General features: G+C 63.1%; 19 protein-coding genes, 1 tRNA gene and 2 pseudogenes. 13 read left to right on the top strand and 9 right to left on the bottom strand.

Annotated elements, in window-relative coordinates:
* Positions 1-16 precede the first annotated feature (16 nt).
* The 6 genes from AC1MLZ_RS17475 to AC1MLZ_RS17500 all read right to left on the bottom strand — a co-directional run bounded on the left by AC1MLZ_RS17475 (position 17) and on the right by AC1MLZ_RS17500 (position 3,876).
* Positions 17-1,114, bottom strand: coding sequence for a KpsE/RkpR family capsule polysaccharide export protein (locus AC1MLZ_RS17475; RefSeq protein WP_480959593.1), 1,098 nt, complete (start codon positions 1,112-1,114; stop codon positions 17-19).
* The gene (locus AC1MLZ_RS17480; protein ID WP_480959594.1) at positions 1,114-2,397 is read right to left on the bottom strand and encodes a glycosyltransferase family 4 protein; all 1,284 of its coding nucleotides are present in this window, start codon (positions 2,395-2,397) and stop codon (positions 1,114-1,116) included. Before AC1MLZ_RS17480 ends, AC1MLZ_RS17475 begins: the two co-directional genes overlap by 1 nt.
* A 208-nt stretch (positions 2,398-2,605) precedes the next feature.
* On the bottom strand, positions 2,606-2,779 hold the full coding sequence (locus AC1MLZ_RS17485) for a hypothetical protein (protein ID WP_480959595.1): 174 nt from the start codon (positions 2,777-2,779) through the stop codon (positions 2,606-2,608).
* 29 nt (positions 2,780-2,808) lie between these two features.
* Positions 2,809-2,964, bottom strand: coding sequence for a hypothetical protein (locus AC1MLZ_RS17490; protein WP_480959596.1), 156 nt, complete (start codon positions 2,962-2,964; stop codon positions 2,809-2,811).
* A gap of 370 nt (positions 2,965-3,334) precedes the next feature.
* A complete protein-coding gene (locus AC1MLZ_RS17495; protein WP_480959597.1) occupies positions 3,335-3,526 on the bottom strand; it encodes a hypothetical protein in 192 nt (63 codons plus the stop codon).
* Between the two features lie 122 nt (positions 3,527-3,648).
* Positions 3,649-3,876, bottom strand: coding sequence for a hypothetical protein (locus tag AC1MLZ_RS17500; protein ID WP_480959598.1), 228 nt, complete (start codon positions 3,874-3,876; stop codon positions 3,649-3,651).
* Positions 3,877-4,012: 136 nt separating this feature from the next.
* Here AC1MLZ_RS17500 and AC1MLZ_RS17505 point away from each other — a divergent pair, with 136 nt between their 5' ends.
* The 7 genes and pseudogenes from AC1MLZ_RS17505 (at position 4,013) to AC1MLZ_RS17535 (ending at position 11,535) form a co-directional block, all read left to right on the top strand.
* The gene (locus tag AC1MLZ_RS17505) at positions 4,013-5,029 is read left to right on the top strand and encodes an AraC family transcriptional regulator (RefSeq protein ID WP_480959599.1); all 1,017 of its coding nucleotides are present in this window, start codon (positions 4,013-4,015) and stop codon (positions 5,027-5,029) included.
* A gap of 547 nt (positions 5,030-5,576) precedes the next feature.
* Positions 5,577-5,870 (top strand): MlaA family lipoprotein, encoded by a 294-nt coding sequence (locus AC1MLZ_RS17510; protein ID WP_480959600.1) that lies wholly within the window; start codon positions 5,577-5,579, stop codon positions 5,868-5,870.
* Between the two features lie 102 nt (positions 5,871-5,972).
* Positions 5,973-7,481 (top strand): IS21 family transposase, encoded by a 1,509-nt coding sequence (gene istA, locus AC1MLZ_RS17515; protein ID WP_151989758.1) that lies wholly within the window; start codon positions 5,973-5,975, stop codon positions 7,479-7,481.
* A pseudogene (gene istB / locus AC1MLZ_RS17520) lies at positions 7,478-8,233 on the top strand (IS21-like element helper ATPase IstB); the annotation flags it as partial. The gene istA and the pseudogene istB, both read left to right, overlap by 4 nt.
* Positions 8,234-8,416: 183 nt before the next feature.
* The gene (locus tag AC1MLZ_RS17525) at positions 8,417-8,791 is read left to right on the top strand and encodes an MlaA family lipoprotein (protein WP_480959601.1); all 375 of its coding nucleotides are present in this window, start codon (positions 8,417-8,419) and stop codon (positions 8,789-8,791) included.
* 528 nt (positions 8,792-9,319) lie between these two features.
* A complete protein-coding gene (locus AC1MLZ_RS17530) occupies positions 9,320-10,900 on the top strand; it encodes a SulP family inorganic anion transporter (RefSeq protein ID WP_480959602.1) in 1,581 nt (526 codons plus the stop codon).
* On the top strand, positions 10,897-11,535 hold the full coding sequence (locus tag AC1MLZ_RS17535) for a carbonic anhydrase (RefSeq protein ID WP_480959603.1): 639 nt from the start codon (positions 10,897-10,899) through the stop codon (positions 11,533-11,535). Before AC1MLZ_RS17530 ends, AC1MLZ_RS17535 begins: the two co-directional genes overlap by 4 nt.
* Before the next feature lie 244 nt (positions 11,536-11,779).
* Here the strand turns inward: AC1MLZ_RS17535 and AC1MLZ_RS17540 are convergent, their stop codons facing one another.
* Together AC1MLZ_RS17540 and AC1MLZ_RS17545 are read right to left on the bottom strand one after the other, a co-directional pair.
* On the bottom strand, positions 11,780-12,172 hold the full coding sequence (locus AC1MLZ_RS17540; protein ID WP_480959604.1) for a hypothetical protein: 393 nt from the start codon (positions 12,170-12,172) through the stop codon (positions 11,780-11,782).
* 449 nt (positions 12,173-12,621) lie between these two features.
* Positions 12,622-13,527 carry an AraC family transcriptional regulator gene (locus AC1MLZ_RS17545; protein ID WP_480959605.1) on the bottom strand — a complete coding sequence of 302 codons (906 nt, stop codon included), beginning with the start codon at positions 13,525-13,527 and terminating at the stop codon, positions 12,622-12,624.
* Between the two features lie 95 nt (positions 13,528-13,622).
* Here AC1MLZ_RS17545 and AC1MLZ_RS17550 point away from each other — a divergent pair, with 95 nt between their 5' ends.
* Positions 13,623-14,426 carry an SDR family oxidoreductase gene (locus AC1MLZ_RS17550; RefSeq protein WP_480959606.1) on the top strand — a complete coding sequence of 268 codons (804 nt, stop codon included), beginning with the start codon at positions 13,623-13,625 and terminating at the stop codon, positions 14,424-14,426.
* 315 nt (positions 14,427-14,741) lie between these two features.
* Positions 14,742-14,855 (top strand): annotated as a pseudogene (locus AC1MLZ_RS17555) (IS701 family transposase); the annotation flags it as partial.
* Between the two features lie 251 nt (positions 14,856-15,106).
* On the opposite strand, the gene AC1MLZ_RS17560 reads toward AC1MLZ_RS17555, so the two are convergent.
* Positions 15,107-15,180: transfer RNA gene (locus AC1MLZ_RS17560), tRNA-Cys, on the bottom strand.
* 249 nt (positions 15,181-15,429) lie between these two features.
* Here AC1MLZ_RS17560 and AC1MLZ_RS17565 point away from each other — a divergent pair.
* The 4 genes from AC1MLZ_RS17565 (at position 15,430) to AC1MLZ_RS17580 (ending at position 19,559) form a co-directional block, all read left to right on the top strand.
* The gene (locus AC1MLZ_RS17565; protein ID WP_480959607.1) at positions 15,430-16,413 is read left to right on the top strand and encodes a hypothetical protein; all 984 of its coding nucleotides are present in this window, start codon (positions 15,430-15,432) and stop codon (positions 16,411-16,413) included.
* Between the two features lie 343 nt (positions 16,414-16,756).
* Positions 16,757-17,386 (top strand): protein-L-isoaspartate O-methyltransferase family protein, encoded by a 630-nt coding sequence (locus AC1MLZ_RS17570; protein WP_480961599.1) that lies wholly within the window; start codon positions 16,757-16,759, stop codon positions 17,384-17,386.
* Between the two features lie 8 nt (positions 17,387-17,394).
* Complete coding sequence (locus tag AC1MLZ_RS17575) at positions 17,395-18,924, top strand: TolC family outer membrane protein (RefSeq protein WP_480959608.1); 1,530 nt, start codon at positions 17,395-17,397, stop codon at positions 18,922-18,924.
* A gap of 26 nt (positions 18,925-18,950) precedes the next feature.
* Positions 18,951-19,559 (top strand): DUF2497 domain-containing protein, encoded by a 609-nt coding sequence (locus AC1MLZ_RS17580; protein ID WP_480959609.1) that lies wholly within the window; start codon positions 18,951-18,953, stop codon positions 19,557-19,559.
* Positions 19,560-19,583 lie beyond the last annotated feature (24 nt).

The following is a 19,583-nucleotide window of genomic DNA, read 5'->3' on the forward strand; positions in this document are numbered from 1 at the left end:
GGCGGGGCGGGCGGAATCATCCTTCGCGATGCTCGCGGACGCCGGCCAGAAGGACGGTAAGGATGCCCCAGCCCAGCAGACCGAGCACCAGCACTGCCAGCACTCCACCGACGCGACGTGGGCGGATCGGATAGTCGGGCAGGCTGGGGGACGCGATCCTTTCGACATAGGCGCGCTTGCGGCGCGCTTCGGCATGCGCATCCTGCAGAGAGATCAGCGCGGCGGCGAGTTGCTTGGCGGCGATTTCGCTGTCGAGCTGCAGGATCTGGTAGCGAGCGGCAGCGGCGGAAAGCGAGTTGCGGCCGCCGGCAACACCGGATCGGCGGCGGGCGACCTCACGCTGTAAGCCGTCGATTTGCGTGCGCAGGTACGGGATCTGCGGCGCAAGCGGGGTGAACGCCTCCATCTGCTGAAGTTGGGTGCGAACGGAAACGATCTCGTCGTCGAGCTTGGCGATCCCCTCAAGTCGCGCCTCTGCCTCCTTTTCGGGATCGACGATGCCGGCACGGTTGCGGTACGCCGCGAGCCCGACCGCCGTGTCACGAGCGCGTGCCTGAGCAGCGCGCGCATCGCTTTCCGCGACGGCGACGGCGTCGGTGCGCGCGCGCGTTGAAAGGCGGTTGACCAGCGCCTCGGAGCGTTCGAGCAGTCGTTCGTTGATGGCTCGGGACTGGGCGGCATCGAATGCGCTGACGCTCAGATGCAGGACCTGCGTCGTCGGATCCGGCTCGATCTCGACCTTGCCGAGGTAATAGCTGAAAAAGCGCTCGCGGTTCGGCGACAACAGGCCTCCGAAGCGGTCCAGGAGGAAGACCGATCCCGCCGTATAGGCTCGGGTCAGCAACCCGTCGCGATCCGCGTCCTCCAGCGCACCGCGCGATTCGAGATATTCGACTATCGCGTTGCTTTCCTCCGTCGCGCCGCTCAGGCCGCTGCCGCTGAGCACCTGCCCGATCGAGGTGACCGCGGCCTTGCTCGGGCTGCGCACGACGAAGCGCGCTTCGGATACGAAGACGTCGCTCGCGAACAGCGCGAAGTACAGGATTGCTATCCCTGTCGGCACAACCACGAGAGCGAGGAACAAGGGCGACAGGCGCTTCAGGCTGAACGGCACTAGATCGGGGTCCTGGAATTGAGGAAGTTGCCAGCATTCGCCGAAAGGAGCTTTCCAGGCGTACGCGCTACCGTACGTGCGCGGGCGGGCATGGCCGCGATCTGCGCCATCCAGGGTTCGATATGATCGAAATGGTCCTTCCAGCTCGGCGAGCGATAGCCCTGCAGCGCGTCGATCCGACGCTGCCGCCAGGCTGCCGCAGGATCGAGCGCGACGATCCGCGCGTACCAGGCCGATACGTCGTTCGGATCGAGTAGGCGGGGGATGCCTTGGCCCACTTCGTGGAAACATCGCAGATCGCTGGCGATCACCGGCACGCCGAGGGTGAGCGCCTCTGCCATCGGCAGGCCGAACCCTTCGGCGAGCGAAGGCATCAATACCGCCCGGGCACCCAGCATGAGCTTGGCGAGCGCGTCGTCGTCGCAGTCCTCGACGACCTCGATCAAGCCACCAACCATCGCCGATGCAACAAGCGCCTCGCGCAGCGCGGCGACCCCGCTTCCCCAACGCCCGGCAATAATCAGTCGCGGTGCCATATTGCCGAGGCGCGCGCGAAGCCGCTCCCAGACCTTCAGCAGCAGCGCATGGTTTTTTCGGCTTTCAATCGTGCCGACGCACAGGAAATAATCGCGACGGTCCGTTGAGGCCTGCACGTCGCTGCGCAGCCTGGCGCCCGCGAGCGGGGCAACGGCGACTGGCGGTAGCGGGAGTTGCAGTCGGCCCGCATGGTTCTCGAGATCGGACGCAACCGCGGCGCTGCCGAGGATGATCCCGGAACCGTGCCGCAGCGCCGCTGCAACGCGCCCGGCATGCCGGATGACCGCGTGCGGGCGGCAGTGCTCGGGATGCAGGATCGGAATGAGGTCGTGGACGAGGTAGATTGACCGCAGACCATGACGCTCGGCCCAGCGCGTGTGTGCAGGAAGGTCGAAGTCGGTGTGGCTGACGTTCAGATAGAGGCTGCCCGCTTGAGGTTGGAGAACTCCTGTCAGTGCAAGGGCCAGATGCGCGACGAGCTTGGCTCGAACGCTGCCTTTATGGTCGTCCGCCAGATCGTTGAACAGTCGGTGTGAGGCTGGCCGGCTTAGAACACGAATGACCCCGCGATGCTGCACCACTGCCTGCGCGCGCGTGCCGAACTGCCGCAGATACTCCAGGCTGACACGGTCGATGCCGTTCGGGTGACGCCCCGCCCAGCGCAGCGCGACCAAGCGCGTGACGTCGAGGAGAATGGGGCTTCCGCCCCACGTCGCACTTTTGAAACTATGACTGACAGCATCCATCGTGGAGTAGACGGAGGCAGAGAGGTGGACCCTTGGCCCATCAACATTTTTTCTGCACGGATGTACAAACTGCGGGTCGGTGAGGTGTCGATTACGAGTGTAGGGACCCCGCCCGCGTCGCGCATCACGTCGATATCGTTCGTCGTGAACTCGCCGCGGACCAACCGTTCAGATGTCCGGCCGTCCCGCTCGAATTCCCAACGGTCGACTACCAGTTCGGCGGCATATCGGGATAGGCGCACGCGAAGTCGGGAAGCCGGGGCAGGATCGAATAGCGGGCCGCCACCCGGTGCGCGCTGACCCGGATCCGCCCCGCTGGCCGTTCGCGGCCGCTGTCCAGGTCCGCAAGCGCGCCCGCAACCGAGGCAATCGCCGGCCTCAACCAGATGCCAGGATTGCCAATCAGTGCCTCTATTCAGATCGCGTTGTGCGGGCATCGTCGTCGAGCCCGCCGCCAAGCGAGCGGTAGAACCACAAGCCATCGGCGAGGGTCACCACAAAAACGCCAGCCAGCCCGAGTGGGGCGATCAGCAGCAGCGCCTCGCCAAGCGGATCAGCACTGATCATGATCCCTGCCGTACCGAAGCGGTCGGAGGGAAAAACGTGCGAAGATCGTCACGACTCCAACCAACATTGGAAGCGGCCGCGATTAGATCGTCGCGGATGGTAGTGATACCGCGCGTCAGCGACGCACTGATCGCCCGGATCACTTCAAGCCTGGGATCAGCAAGCGGATTAGGTGGTTTCTGGCCAAAGAGACGGGCCAGAAGCCGAGGGCGTTGCCCAGCTTGCAAAACGGCAGCGGGTTCCCCTGGCAATCGGCCGATCGCGATCGCCGCTGCTACCAAGGACGCCTGGCGCAAGCCGCCTTGGTAAGATGCGCTCCCAGGAGGCTGATCCTGTGTCACGGACGGCGCAACATGATCGGGTGTATGGCTCATGGTCTCACCTCAGAACCCACGTCATGGACGGCAGTCAGGTCGACCTGGAAAGACCCCTGACCGTGAGGTGTGTTGCTTAGCTGGACGTCCTGCGCCGCAGCGACCGACGGCAGGCATGCGGTGTAGATGCCAATGATCGGAAGAATGAAGCGCATCAAAGAAATCCCTTTTCGCAATGTGGTGGTCATCGGAGTCGACAAGCAGGGGGACGCCAGTGACTCCGATGACCTTGACGGCGCCCGGGGACGGACAGATAGACGGCGCCGTTCGGATCGGCAGGTAGGGGAGGGCCTGCCCTGCCGACCCGATCTCAAGCTGCTTTGCTGGGGTTCCAGCGTCGCAGGCTGGTAGCCTGCGCGGCGTTCAACGTTTCATCGTCAAACACGGCAAGAACATCAGTTCTCCTCATCTTGTCGCCTGCCCAGCTAGCAAATATCAACGCCTCTTTCCGATCGACGATGTCGTCGCCGAAATCGATGGCAGTCCTGAAAACGGAGAAAGTGGAAAAGGCGTGAAATAGACTGACGCAATACGCCATCTATTCAGATGGTCAGAGAAGCTTGTCGTATGAAGTCGGCGTCAACGCTGGGCGGGTCTCTTGACCGCCTGTGTTTATCTGTCATAGTTGAATCGCCTGACTTGATCTAACACCATCAAGCTACAGGAGCAGTCCTATGAACCGAATGCCCGATACCGCGAAAATCTTGCCTTTTCCTGCAGACGATCACCGCGCGACAGCGGCGGCCACAACTTCGCCGAGGCCACGCTATGCGGAAGATAGCCGCACACCGCCGGCGCTCTTTGATGCCGTCCAGGATTTTCTGAAGTCCAGAGGCGGAGGGCAGGGGCACTTCCAGACACCGATGAGCGGCGTACATATCATGCGCGCCTATCAAGAGATTCCGTCGATCCGCCGAATTTACCGGCCGTCGCTTTGCGTCGTTCTGAAGGGTGCCAAGCAGATCCTGTTTGGCGAAACGACGCTGAACTACCAAGAGATGGAATGCCTCGTCGTGAGCGTCGAGCTTCCGGCAAGCGGACGGATGATCGGGGCAAGCCCGGATAATCCTTACCTTGGGCTGAGCATCGACTTCGACGTGGCGATGCTACGCGAGGTCATGCAGCAGCTGGCAAATCCGCCACGTCCGGCTCCAGCCTCCGGGCCCTGCGTATTCGTCGGTCAGGTCGATGCCCCGCTCACAGAGTGCGTTCTGCGCCTTGCCAGGATGACAATGACTCCAGACGCCGCGCAGATCCTCTATCCCTCAGTAATGCGGGAAATCTGCTACTGGTTGCTGACAGGGCCTTATGGAACTGAAATTGCCAAGCTGACTCTGCCAGACTCCCATACTGACCGCGTCGCCAACGCCATCTACTATCTGCGCGACAACTTCGCTCAAGCGCTACGGGTCGAGCAGCTTGCTGAGGTGGCCCGAATGAGCCTGTCATCGTTCCACCAGCACTTCCGGGCGATGACATCTATGACGCCCGTCCAGTATCAAAAGCAGCTACGACTGCTCGAAGCGCGACGGCTGATGGTCTCCGAGGCCACGAACGTCTCGGAAGCCGCGTATCAGGTCGGTTACGAGAGCGCCTCGCACTTCAGCCGAGAGTATTCGCGCCATTTCGGCGTTGCGCCAAAGCAGGACGTGATGAATTACAAGGCGCTAGTAGCTTACGGTTCGAGGTAGCACTGGCCTTGCCCGAGCCGATCGCCTGCCAGTCCTGCGTCAAGTAAGCTCGCAGGATTGGGCAAACCTTGTGTGGTATCCGGCATGGAGGACTGCGGCAGTATCTCTAGCTTGCGACGAAGACGCCGATCCCGGCTCTTCAAAGGGCAAGTTTCATGATTCGTTCGACGGCTTCCGACATTCCGCCGCAGAAAGATCGCTTGGCCGTCGCTCGCGTCGTGATGATGAATGGAGCCACCAGTCAGTGAGCCTGTCAGCCCTTTTGCTTGCGGTGCCGTTGCTGACCGCACAGCCGGACGCTGGTTGTACTTTACCAGCGGTATCGAGCCCCTCGGAAACAGAGGGTCAGCGTACTCCGGCTCCGGCGCCTGTGCGATCAGAGTCGGAGCGACCAGCGCCAGAGCTATGCCCGCCCGTTCAAAGCTCGACGGGGGCCAGTGACCCTCCGCTGGGCGTTGATCAACTTGGGCGCGTTAAGCCCTCGCTGCCCGATGAACTCGATGACGCGATTATCGTGCAGGCGAGGCCCAGAACCAGAAGCGATCCGTTGCAAAGACTGAATGCCGATTCCTTTGCCATTGTTCAATCCGTGGATGCCGCAGTCACCGGCCCCACCGCGCGGGCGTACAGAGACACGGTGCCCAAGCCTGTACGCAGTGGCGTGCGAAACTTTTTGGGCAATCTTTCCGAACCGATCGTTGCTCTCAATTATCTGTTGCAATTAAAATTAGGGAAGAGTGCGGAGACATTGGGCCGTTTTGCCGTCAACTTGCTGCGCGGCGATGAAGGTGAGACAGCAGCGTCAATCAAGATGAGACTCCGTTTGGGGCTGTCGGCGTAGGGCGTAGCCCGGAGCCGACAGCCCCAAACGGAAGCCCTTTCGAAGGGCTTTGGTGGTCGTGACCGGCCTACATCTGGGCTTTTCCTTGGGGGAAGAGCGCAGGTGAGCGGTCGACACGTCAACGATCATCAAACGAGGCTCTTTATGAAACATCGTCAAAGCGACCCGGTGCCCGTGGCAGCGGCCAAGGCCGGTATCAGCCGGGCGACCGCCTATCGACTGCTCAAGGGCGGCAAACTCCCGTCCCAGAAGGCGGAGCCGCGAGGTCGGCGCCGACCAGACCCGCTGGCAGAGATCTTCGACACCGAGATTGTCCCACTTCTCCAGGCGGCTCCCGGCCTGCGGGCCGTTGCCATATTTGAGGAGATGCTTCGCCGGCATTCGGATCTGTCGCCCGGTATCCGGAGGACCCTGGAGCGGCGCATCCGGACATGGCGTGCGCGGCATGGTCAGGACCAGGAAGTCATTTTCCGTCAGACCCACGAGCCCGGCCACATGGGCCTGTCGGACTTCACCGATATGGGCGACCTCGATGTGCCCGTCACGGTCGCCGGCGAGCCGCTCAAGCATCTCCTCTATCACTTCCGGTTGGTCTGGTCGGGTTTCGAGCACGCCCATGTCATCCTCGGCGGCGAGAGCTATGTCGCCTTGGCCGAGGGACTGCAGAACGCCCTGTGGGCGGTAGGCGGCGCGCCACGCCTACACCGCAGTGACAGCCTGTCGGCCGCATTCCGCAATCTCGACGCTGACGCCAGAGTTGACCTGACGCGGCGATATGATGCGCTTTGCGAGCATTATGCGATGGAGCCGACGCGCAACAATCGCGGTGTCGCCCATGAGAACGGCGCTATCGAAAGCCCCCACGGCCATCTCAAATATGCCGTAAACGACGCACTGTTGATGCGCGGATCCGGCGACTTCGACGATTTGACCGCCTATCGCGCCTTCATCGACGAGATCGTCGCGCGCAAGAACCGACGCAACGCGGCTCGTATCGATGCCGAGCGCGCAACGCTGCAGCCGCTCCCGCAGCTTCGCACCGGCGACTATGAGGAGAGCATTGTCCCCGTCACCTCGACCAGCAGCTTCACGCTGAAGAAGGTCTTCTACACGGTCCCGTCGCGCCTCATCGGCCACAGGCTGAGGGTCCGCCTGTATGACGACCGCCTCGATATCTTCCTCGGCGCGACGCGTCTCATGACGCTCCGTCGCGGACGAACGCCCAGCGACGGCAAGCACGGACACGTCGTCGACTACCGGCACGTCATTCACAGCCTGCGGCGCAAACCTATGGCGCTGATGAACCTCGTCTACCGCGACCAGATCTTTCCGCGCGAAGCGTATCGCCGGACATTCGACCGTCTTATCGAACAACTGCCCGAGCGCGTCGCCTGCAAGATCATGGTCGAGTTGCTCTCGCTCGCGCATGAGCGGGGTTGCGAAGCAGAGCTGGCAGATGTTCTGGCAGCGGATCTGGACGCCAGGCGCCTGCCAGACCTCACGCAGCTACGAGCACGCTTCTCACCAGACCCGGCCAGCTTGCCGGTCGTCTCGGTGCAATTGCCCTCGCTTGCCGTCTACGACACTCTGCTGACGGGAGCGGCCGCATGAACCCCGCTGTCGACACCCAGCGCCTCGCATTCATCCTCAACGAACTGCGTCTGCCTGCCATCAAGCAGGCCTGGCTCCAGTTCGCTGAACGCGCCGACAAGGAGGCGTGGCCGGCCACCCGCTTCCTCGCCGCGCTCGCCGAGCATGAGATCGCCGAACGCGACCGGCGACGCATCGAGCGGCACCTGGCAGAAGCACGCCTGCCACCAGGCAAGACCCTCGACACCTTCGACTTCACCAACGTGCCGATGATCTCGAAGGCTCACATCATGGCGCTCTGCGCCGGCGACAGCTGGCTCGAGAAGGGGGCCAACCTCATCATGATTGGCGGACCGGGCGGCGGGAAGAGCCATCTCGCCGCTGCAATCGGCATGGCACTCATCGAGGCGGGCTGGCGCGTCCTGTTCACCCGTACCTCGGATCTCGTCCAGAAACTGCAGATCGCGCGCCGTGAGCTCGCCCTCGAAAGTGCGATCGCCAAGCTCGACAAATATCACCTGCTCGTGCTCGACGATCTCGCCTACGTCACCAAGGACCAGGCCGAAACCTCCGTCCTCTTCGAACTGATTAGCGCCCGCTACGAACGCCGATCAACCCTCATTACCGCCAACCAGCCATTCGGCGACTGGTCGCGCGTATTCCCTGACCCCGCCATGACGCTCGCCGCTGTCGATCGCCTCGTTCATCATTCCACCATCTTCGAGATGAACGTCGAGAGCTACCGACGCCGCGCAGCCCTCCAGCGACAATCAAGCTGAGACACCGTCTGTCGCGGAGCGGCGATCAAGACCAAAGTTGGCCTTGCATTGCCTGTCGCGCCGCGACAATCTCGCTCCCGTCACGGCCGCAGAGTCTCATCCTGATCGCCGCTACTGTCTCATCCAGATCGCCGCTCAATAGTCAACTCGACCGTCGGCGTCGCGGGGCTGATCGACGTGGCGAAAAGACAGCCATTTTCGCTGCCTCGTCGGGCAAACGGCTTTGGTAACACGCTGGGCTATTACGGGATGAAATCAGGGGCATATCTCTATCTGCCCTTCATGGGGCCCACGACCGTTCGCGACCTTGTGGGTCGGGTGGTGGATATCTCTGTCCTGCCCATCGCCATAGGCCGCCCTTTCAGCGAGCCGTTATACGTCATTCCAACCACCACGGTTCGATTGCTTGACGAACGAGCCGAAGCTGATGAGCAGATACAAGCGCTTCGCAAAGGCGTTGACCCTTACCGGAACGTTCGACAGCATTATCTGCGTGAGCGTCAGGCCGAGATTGATGCGCTGCACCGAAATCGTGATGGCGAAGATCTGTAGCGTCCGTCACTCCTGACGACCGAACGCCGCGCTAGGGTCGGACTCGCTGCCGTAGCTGCGATTGATCCCCTGGTCGTAGAACGATGCCTTTGTGCACCGCACTTCCAAAATCCAGCAGCAGCTTCTGAAACCTGTCACAGAAGTTATGCATCAGAAATTTCCGCGCATTGCAGGTACATGGTCAGATTTGGCCGGCTCTCGCCCTAGCGTTTCAACATTTTATCATCATCGTGGAAGGCTTGCATCATCAGCTCGTACTCAAATTTCATCACGCGCGACAATTCCTCCATCGCGCTGTTACGCCACACTTATTTGTCGGAAAAGATCTGGCTGATGGGCTATTGCGTGCTGCCAGATCGGCACTGCCCGGATAATTAAACGAATAGGGAATTGCTCCGAAGAAACTGCAACCGCATGTTCTTAGTCATGGTCCGTTCACCTTCTAAGCAACATGAACATTTTGTCATGTGGCTGGAGAACGTCCGGTCCGGTCGTATCCCAGCCGACACCTTAGCGACAGGAACCTTGGTGCCGACTCTCATTCCGAAGCTTATCACCTGGCGGGCGGACCTTCCCGCCTCCATTGTCGTCGCGCTCGTCGCGCTTCCCCTCTGTCTCGGCGTCGCGCTCGCCTCGGGTGCGCCGCTGTTCGCGGGCGTCATTTCCGGCATCGTCGGCGGCATCGCCGTCGGGCTGTTCTCCAAGTCGCCGCTGTCGGTCAGCGGCCCCGCCGCCGGCCTGACGGTGATCGTGCTCACCGCGATCGAAAGTATGCCGAGCTATCAGATATTCCTGCTCTCGGTGCTGCTCTCAGGCGTGCTCCAGCTCTGCTTCTCGTTCACCCGCGCCGGCATTCTCAGCGAGTTCGTGCCGTCATCGGTCATCACCGGCATGCTGGCCGCGATCGGCCTGATCCTGATCCTCAAGCAAATCCCCCATGCCGTTGGTTTCGACGGCGAGGCGGAAGGGATCTTCGAGTTCGGCACGGCGAACGGCATCAACACCTTTTCGCGCGTCCTCGATAGCCTAAGCGCGAGCGTGACGCCCGGCGCGATCCTGATCGCCGGCGTAAGCCTCGCCTTCCTGTTCTGGTGGGATGTCGCAAGGCCCAAGACCGGGCCGTTGCGCTTCGTCCCCGGCCCACTCGTCGTCGTGCTGATCGGCATCTTCGGCAACGCGTTGCTCGGTGCGGTGAAGCCCGAATGGCAGCTCCAGGCGACGCATCTCGTCCAGGTGCCGATCACGCAGAGCCTGTCGCAGTTTCCCTCGTTGTTCACGCTGCCTGATTTCTCGGGCATCGGCATGGGCGTGGTGTGGACCACGGCGTTCACGCTGGCGATCGTTGCCAGCCTGGAATCGCTCCTGAGCATCAAGGCGGTCGACGAGATCGATCCGCAGCGTCGCTCGACCGACAAAAACTGGGAGTTGATGGCGCAGGGGGGCGGCAACATTCTCTCGGGACTGATTGGTGGTCTGCCCGTGACCTCGGTGATCGTGCGGTCTTCCGCTAACGTCGACGCCAAGGGCGAGACCAAACTGTCGACGATGCTGCACGGCTTCTGGCTGCTGGTCAGCGTCGCGCTGATCCCGGCGGTGCTGAACCTGATCCCGCTGTCGGCGCTCGCCGCGGTGCTGATCGCCACGGGATACAAGCTGACCAAGCCCAAGCTGTTCACCGAACGCTTCAAGCAGGGCTGGACGCAGTTCATTCCCTTCGTCGTCACGGTCGTCGCCATCCTGTTCACCGATCTGCTCGAGGGCATCGTGATCGGGATCGTAGTCGGCTTCGTGTTCGTCATCGCCCGCAACTTCCGCACCGCGATCACTTTCGCCTGCGACGGCGACGACTGCCTCGTCCGCGCCCGACGCAACCTGTATTTCATCCACAAATACGAGTTGCAGAAGTCGTTCAATCGCGTGCCGGACAACGCCAACGTCCTGATCGATCTGTCGTCGACCAACTATGTCGATCTCGACAACGTCGACATCATCAATGCCTTCATCAAGGGCGCCGAATACCGCGGCATCAAGGTCAGCCTGCGCGGCGATATCGCCGGCAAGCGCGCCGCCCTGATCAACGCGCCATCGAGCGAGGTTCTTTACACATGAGACGCTACAAACAGCTCCTGCTCGCCAACAAGGCGTGGGTCGCCGAGCATACCGACGAAAACCCGGAGTTCTTCAGCCGGCAAACCGTCGGCCAGAAGCCCGAGTTCCTGTGGATCGGCTGTTCCGACAGCCGGGTCTCCCCTGAGCAGATGACGATGACGCAGCCCGGCGGGATTTTCATCCACCGCAACATCGCCAATCTGGTCAACGATCACGACCTGAATCTGATGTCGGTACTGCAATATGCGGTCGACGTGCTGAAGGTGAAGCACGTCATTGTCTGCGGCCATCACGGCTGCGGCGGGATCGAGGGTACGCTGCACGGCGGCACCGAGGGGCCGGTCGACGAGTGGCTGAATACGGCGCGCGAAGTGCTGCGCGACCACCGCGACGAGATCGACGCGCAGCTGACCGACGAGGCGAAGGTCAACCGCTTCGTGGAAGTGAACGTCCGCGACCAGCTCGTCCGCCTCGCGCGCACGAAGACGGTGCAGGACGCGTTCGCCAAGGGCCAGGAACTGGCTCTGCACGGCTGGGTGTATGATATGCGCGACGGCCATATAAGACCGCTGATGGAGATCGGCTCGGACACGGTAATCGAAGAGATCGGCCGGCCCGACAAGGTGCTTGTGTAGCTAAGTCTGGCGCATGGCGCCAACTCACACGCTGCTGACAGTCAGGAAAACCTTGAGAATACGGAGTTTTCAGGTCAGATCGATCTGCTCCTAAGCGTGGCTCGGACCAGAAGGGCGCTCGGCAAGCTCGGGCGCCCTTTTTATAGCTGGCGAGGATGTCTGGAACTCACACAACCTTGAGGCAGATGATCGGCGGTAGAGCGATCTGGCGAAGTCGGTGTCAGCGGACGGCAATATGTGGTGGCTAGCGGACACCCTGGCGCGACGGCCAGACCAGACGGAAAGCGCGGATCAGCAGGTAGAAGCCGGCTATTACTCCGGAACTCAGGCTAAAGGCTACCAATCCTAGACTTAGATCACCTTGGACAACTTCCCACACGAAGAAACTGGGCGGCATGAGCGTCCAAGAAGACAGTAAACTATTGGCAGTACCAAAATATTTCTCGTCGCGAGATGCCTTGGGGCTTACGGCTTCGAGTGTCAGCCAGACGATCAGCGCGGCGAACAGGATGGTCGCGATGAAGTATGCTCGGACAATCCACCTCTCATCGCCGCCATATACGCCTATTACGTACACGCGTGTGGCAATGCCGACGGTGATGAGCGCGTAGACAAGTTTCAGTAAAGTGGGCGTCATTGCGCTATGAAGCATCAACGCCGGATGTCCGCAACTGGGGCGAAGCCTGACCGGCTGCTTCCTCCATCTCCGGCGCAAAATGTGCTACCGCGAATCTGTGTCTGAATAATGCACCCGCCATACTTGCGGGCGGGCCGTTACCATTGGTGATCTGACACGCAGAAACTCCATCACCGTCATTTTAATGGAGGAGCATAGCCGTGCCGCAGTGTGTTGGCCTCGATGCTTCCCAAAAGGATGCTGATGCTGCTGACAGCGTAGTTGACGAGGAAGGTCGTCAGGTGCGGCGTGGAAGGTGAAGACCGATCCGACCGCGATCGTCGATGTGATCGCGCCGCGTGCCCCGATGCCAAGCGGACTGGTTTCGAAACGGGGCCGCTCTCGACTGGGCTCTGACATGCACTGAAGACCTCGGGCTACCGCTAATCTGTCTGGACGCGCGCCATCACCTAGGCTGCCTTGTGCGCGCGACCATAGCGGGCCGGGGACAGACCGGTATATCGGCCGAAGGCGACGCTGAAGGTGCTCGCCGAACTGTAGCCGACGCGTTCGGCAACCTGGTCCACCCCGAGTTCGCGATCGCATAGCAGGCGCTTCGCCAGCGCCATTCGCCAGGCCAGCAGATATTCCATCGGGGGCAGGCCGACGATCCGGCTGAAGCGGGCGAAGAAGGCCGAGCGCGACAACGCGGCCTCATCGGCAAGTTCGGCGACCGTCCAGGGACGTTCGGGGCGCGCGTGGAGGGCGCGCAGCGCGGCCGCGAGACGCCGGTCGGCAAGCCCCTGCACCAGGCCAGGCGCAGACATCGTCGCGTCCCCGCTTCGCACCGCTTCGATGAGTATCAGTTCGAGCAGCCGTTCGAGGACGACTTCGCGCGCCGGGCGCCGTGCGAAGGTCTCTTCCCCCACCAACTGCATCAGGGTCGCAAGCCGAGGCTCGCCGCGCGCAAGGATGACGCGGGGGAGCAGGCGCACAAGCAGATCCGCATCCGGCGAAGCGAAGCGGCAATGTCCGATCCGCATCGTGAGGTCTGCCGGCGCATCGACGCGGCCGACACGAAAGCGTCCCTCGGCGATTTCGACCGGTTCTGTGATGGTCTCGACCGGAGGCGCCTCCAGGCTCTCGCTGACGATGGCGTGCATCGCGGGCACAAGCACGAAATCGCCAGCCTGCAAGAGCATCGGCGCCTGCCCGTCCACCGTCATGCGGCACTGCCCGTCCAGAACCGCGCAATAGAAGGTATCGCCCGTGCCCGCGCGATGGATTTTCCACCGCCCGGCATATTCCACAAGCTTCGAAAAGCGGATCGACGGTTGGAGCAGCGTGACGACTTCGGCTAACGGATCGACGGCCATAACAGGACTGATACCAATTTTTAAGCGACGCAGGAACGTACCACGTCTTGATGGTATCGGCTAGATCCACTGCGACGACAAGCATTGGAGTAAGCATGCCAACCATCCTCATCACCGGCGGCTGGTCGGGCTTCGGCCTGGAGACCGCCCGACTGTTTCTCGATCGCGGCTGGGATGTCGTGGCGACGATGCGGTCACCCGACGGCAACGCCCTGCCGCCGTCGAAGACTCTGCGCACGCTGCAGCTCGACGTGACCGATCCCACGAGCATCGCCCGCGCCGTCGAGGAAGCGGGGCCGATCGACGTCCTCGTCAACAATGCCGGCTTCGGGGTACCGTCACCGATCGAACTGACCGAGCCGACGACGGCGCGCGCCTTGTTCGAGACCAACACCCTCGGCACGCTCCTGATGATCCAGGCCGTGCTCCCGGCCTTCCGGCAGCGTCGTTCGGGCGTCATCGTCAATGTCAGCTCGTCCGCAACGCTCAGGCCGCTGCCGCTCGTCGGCGTGTACCGCGCCAGCAAGGCCGCGGTGAACGCCCTGACCGAATCGCTTGCCGAGGAAGTGAAGCCCTTCGGCGTGCGCGTGCATCTGGTGTATCCCGGGCGAGCGCCAGAGACACGGTTCGGGGAGAATGCGTTCGCGCATCTGCGGGGGCGCGACGATCCAGCCTATGGACAGTTGGTCGAGCGGATCTTGACCGGCATGCAGGCCCATTCGGGTCCGATCACGCATGCCTCCGATGTGGCGGAGGCGATCTGGACGGTTGCGACCGATCCTGCCGCGCCATTCCGGGTCGCTGCAGGCGCCGACGCCGAGGCTTGGCTGGCCGAGGCGGGGCTGGCCGAGGCGGGTGCGGGTACCGCCAGCGCGATCAACGTCGATGCAGAAGGGTGACAGCGAGGAATGAGTTTATGATCGAAATTCGGCCCCGGCAGGCCTTGATTTAACGAGGTTATGCCGGCGGCCTAGCAACCTTCAGGTACGATTGGCACATAAGGGTAAGTTGCCTTTCGACCTCGCTGCCGATCTCCGGGGGAGTGCCTCGTTCGTAGAAGACGCGAACCGTACCGTAGATCGTGGCAAGCAGCACCTGAGCGACGATCTCGCATCCAGGAAGGTGCTATCATGCGCGGTCGCCAGCATGTCGGTAATCGCAAGTTCGCAGCGGCGGGTGGCGGCATCGATCACGGTGCGAGCGTTCAGTTCCAGCGCCACATGCTACGCGACTATGTCGTCGAGACGCTGGCTGCCGAAGATGCGGTGCTCGTGATCGACGAGACGGGCTCCCTCAAGCAGGGCAAGGCGTCGTGTGGTGTCTCGCGCCATGGCCCGCCCGATCAGGTCGCCGTCGGTGAAACCCGTGGCCCGCGCGACGTCGGTCGGAATGGGCGTCGCCGGTTCCTCCATCGACGTTCGCGAGTGCTCCGCAAGTCGCTGATTCGACACGGCTAGTCTTCATGGATCGGAGTGGCGGAGAGCCGCTAGTGCCCCATAAAGAGACGCACGCCCGGTGCGCTACCCACTGCTCAATTTTGTAAACTTGAGCAGTTTTAGCTGAAAACCGACAAAGAGATTGGAGGCCCGACCGGGAATCGAACCCGGGTGCGAGGATTTGCAGTCCTCTACGTCACCACTCCGCCATCGGGCCCCGATTGCGTGAAGGCGGCGCAAATGCTTCGTTTTGGGCACGCGGTCAACCGGCAGTTGCATTCGGTGTGGAATAATCTTGTCCAGCGACAGGCGCCGTTCGCGGGCGGCCATCATGCCCGTCAGGATCGGCGGTATCGAGACTCGCCGCGGAATGCTTCTTTGCCTACAGTGGCGGGAACAGCATAACGGCTTGGGGGCGGGGCGTTTGAAAACGGACAGGGTTGCGGGCGGTACGAACACGACCGGCGTGGACGATAAAGTGTTCGACATGCCACATGGCATGGCGATCCGGTATGATCGTCCGGCGGCGGCGCTGGCCGATTACATCACCGGCTATCACGTCTATCGATCGATCGACGCGAGTGCGGCGGGGCAAGTCGACTGGTTCCTGCCTGCGACCGCGAACGTGCGGATCGCGATCGATGCAGGGCCTATCGCATTGACGATCGGGCGACGGACTTACGATCCCCTGCCGGTTGCCAGCCTCTTCGGCCCGACCAGCCAGGCGCTCAAGGCGACGACGCATGGCGGCGTGATGATCGGTTTCGGGATCAGCGCGCTAGGTTGGGCGCGGCTGATCAAACGCTCGGCGGGAGACTTTCGCAATCGGATCGTACCGCTGGAGGACGTACTGGGCCCTGGTTTCACCCGCCGCCTCGTCACCGCGTTGCGGGATTCACCGAGCGACGCGGAGATCGCTGCCATCCTCGATACGCTGCTGCTCGCGCGACTCGGTGCGCCACACGCCGATGCCCCGCAGATCCGGCAGTTGATGGAGATCCTCGCGACCGACGGGCCGACCGACATCGTATCCGTTGCGCATCAGCTCGATATCCCCACGCACGGCCTGCGACGATTGTCGGTGCGGCACTTCGGGTTCCCACCGAAGATGCTGTTGATGCGGGCGCGTTTCCTGCGCTCGTTCGTGCGGTTCATGGCGGCCGGTCCCGATGCCGATTACACCCGGATCGATGGAAGCTATTTCGACGCATCGCATTTCCTGCGCGACTCGGCCACGTTTCTCGGCATGACGCCGCGCCGCTTCATGGCGCTGACCAAGCCGTTTCTGGAGGCGAGCCTGCGCGCCCGTGATGCGGTGCTGGGATCGCCGACCCAGGTGCTGCACGACATCGAGACGGCGCCGGCCCGCGACGCGCCGCTCCGCGAATCGGCGCGGACGTCTGTGTCGCGACCGGTCATTTCCGGCGACGGTCCCGCAATAGGGTGCTAGGGCCGCGGGCAGAGGTGTTGCCGGGGATTTCCACGTGCACCCTCGGCGCCCCGTTCGCGGCATTTCGGTGTCACACGGGCGGGCGGGGCGTCTTCCCCACGCTTTCACGCGCGACCACAGCTGTCGAAACCGACCAACCGGCGCTTGGCGTTGCGGCAACCCCGCGATATCACGCCGCGCGACCGGTCAACGCGAAACTAGTGTATTGCGTGGCTAAAACAGTTGTGCGACAGGATAGGCCATGACGACGACAATTCTCGATACCCCCCCTCTCGAAACCGGCGCTCTCGAAACCGGCACCCTGCGCACCGACGGCGGCGCCACGACGGCCACGTTCGAGACGATGCGCCACGCGATGGTGGCGAGCCAGTTGCGGACCAACGCGGTCAGCGATCAGCGTGTCGTCGCCGCGATGGGGCGCGTTCCCCGCGAGGAGTTCCTGCCTGCCGACGTTCGTGCGCTGGCATACCGCGACGCGGCCATTCCGCTCGGTGGCGGTCGCTACGCCAATCTTCCGATGGCGACCGGTCGGCTTCTGACCGAGGCGTATCTGACGGCGAACGACCGCGTCCTGCTGATAGGTGCGGCGACCGGCTATACCGCGGCAGTGCTGTCCGAGATCGTCGGATCGGTAGTCGCGGTCGAGAGCGATCCGGCCTTGCTGGCAGTGGCGCGCACGGCGCTCGCAGGGATCGGCAATGTCGATCTCGTCGAAGCGCCGATGCGGGACGGCCATGCTGCCGGCGCGCCCTATGACGTGCTGATCGTCGATGGCGCGATCGAGACCGTTCCCGATGCACTTGTCGCGCAGGTCCGCTCGGGCGGTCGTGTCGTCACGGGAATCGCGGAACGCGGGCTGACGCGGCTGGCATCGGGCCGCAAGACCGACGGCGGCTTTGCGCTGGCGGCGTTCGTCGATGTCGAATGCGTGGGCCTGCCGGGCTTCGACGCGCCCAAACCCTTCAAGTTCTGAGCCACATCATGCCGCGCACCACTCGCTTCCGTCCTTTGCTTTTGAGTGTTGCGCTGGTGTATATCGGTGCACCAGCGCAGGCGGAGACGCTTCGCGAGGCGCTGGTCAAGGCCTATAATACGAACCCGACGCTGGCCGGTCAGCGGGCGACGCTGCGGGCGACGGACGAGAATGTGCCGATCGCCCGTGCGGCCGGCTTGCCGTCGGTGAACGCAACCGCCGACTATACCGAATTTCTGGTCACGGCCGCGAACAGCTTCGTCGCATTGCCGCGTCAGGCGACTGCGCGCGCCAACGTATCGGTGCCGCTGTACCTTGGCGGACAGGTCCGCAATTCCGTCGCGGCCGCCAAGACCCGTGTCGAGGGTGGCCGTGCGACGCTGCGCGGGACCGAGGCCGATCTCTTCACCAACGTCGTCGCCGCGTACATGGATGTCATCCGCGACGAGGCGATCGTCGGGCTGAACACGCAGAACGTCCGTGTCCTTGACGTCAATCTGCAAGCCAGCCGAGACCGGTTCCAGGTCGGCGACCTGACCCGTACCGACGTCGCGCAGTCCGAAGCCCGCCTTGCGCTGGCGCACGCGCAGCTCCAGTCGGCGGAGGCGCAGCTGATTTCGAGCCGGGAAAACTATATCCGGTTCGTCGGCACCCCCGCTGGCACGCTCGATACGCCGCCGACGTTGCCGCATCTGCCGGACAGCCCCGCCTCGGCCGTAACCGTCGCGATCGACAATAATCCGGTGCTGATCGCCGCCGCCAAGGAGCGGGATGCGAGTCGCTACGACGTCGGTGTCGCCCGCGCGAGCCGGCTGCCGCAGATCGCCGCCGTCGGCGGGGCCGGCTACACCAACTATCTCGGTTCGATCTCGACGGCGGATGGCAGCGCCAGCACGATCCCCAACGGCAACAAGGCGGTTCAGGGCGGGCTATCGCTCACGCTGCCGCTGTTCCAGGGCGGGCGCCCCGCCGCACAGGTTCGCCAGGCCGAAGCGTTTCAGGCGCGCGCGATCGAGAACGTCACCGCGACCGAGCGCAACGTCATCGCGCAGGCGCGCTCCGCCTTTGCGGTCTGGCGCTCGTCTGAGCAGGTGATCCAGTCGTCCGAAACCGCGGTCAACGCCAACAAGCTGAGCCTCGAGGGCGTGCGGGCCGAGAACAGCGTCGGTACGCGCACCATCCTCGACATCCTCAATGCCGAGCAGGAATTGCTCAACAGCCAGGTGACGCTCGTCACCGCGCGCCGCGATGCGTATGTCGCGGGCTTCGCGCTGCTGGCCGCCATGGGCCAGGCGGAGGCGCGCGACCTTGGGCTCGATGGCGGCGTGCTGTATGATCCGGTGGCGAATTATCAGCGGGTGCATCACAAGATCTGGGATTTCGGCGGCGATGGCGAGCCCCTCCCGGTTGGCACCCGCACCGCGCAATCGCCCGCACAAGATGCCCATGTAGCGCCGCAACGCGATCCGTTGCTCGATACGCCGGTTGACAGGAACCCCGCCTTGACGACAGGTATGAGTGCGCCGAGCCGTCAATAGGGACGCATGCGGCTACGGGGTTTGGGATGGTCCGGATGGGGGACGTGAACGGCGAGCCGTCGATGGAGGAAATCCTCTCGTCGATCAAACGCATCATTGCCGAAGAGGGCGATACGCCGGGTCGGTCGCGCCGCCCGTCGCGTACCATGCATCCGGCGGTCGATCGCGAGCCCGCCTATCTTGATCCGCATGATCTGGACGGCGAGATGGACGAAGACGAGATCCTCGAATTGAGCGACCCGATGCCGATGGCCGACCGTACCCCCCGCACGCCGAAATCTCCCGTGCTGTCCTCCGTCGATGCCGCACCCGAGCCACGCCAGGCCGCGCCGCAGCCACCACGGCCGCAGCCGATCCCGCAGCCGACCCCGCAACCGACTGGGCAGCCGGTTGCCGAAGCCCCGGCCGAGCGTCCGATCGTGTCTCGCGAGACGGCCGCTGCAACGCGCGCGCCGCTCGAAGCGTTGACGCGGATGATGGTGAAACCCGACGCAAACAGCGACGGTACGCTCGAAGGGCTGGTCCGCGAGATGCTCCGTCCGATCCTGCGCGAGTGGGTCGACGCGAACCTGCCCAACATGGTCGAGGACATGGTCTCGCGTGAGATCGCCAAGATCATGAACCAGCAGCCCTAAAGACTGCGGTTCTTAGGCGCGGAC

The organism is Sphingomonas sp. PEI4, from assembly GCF_056679955.1.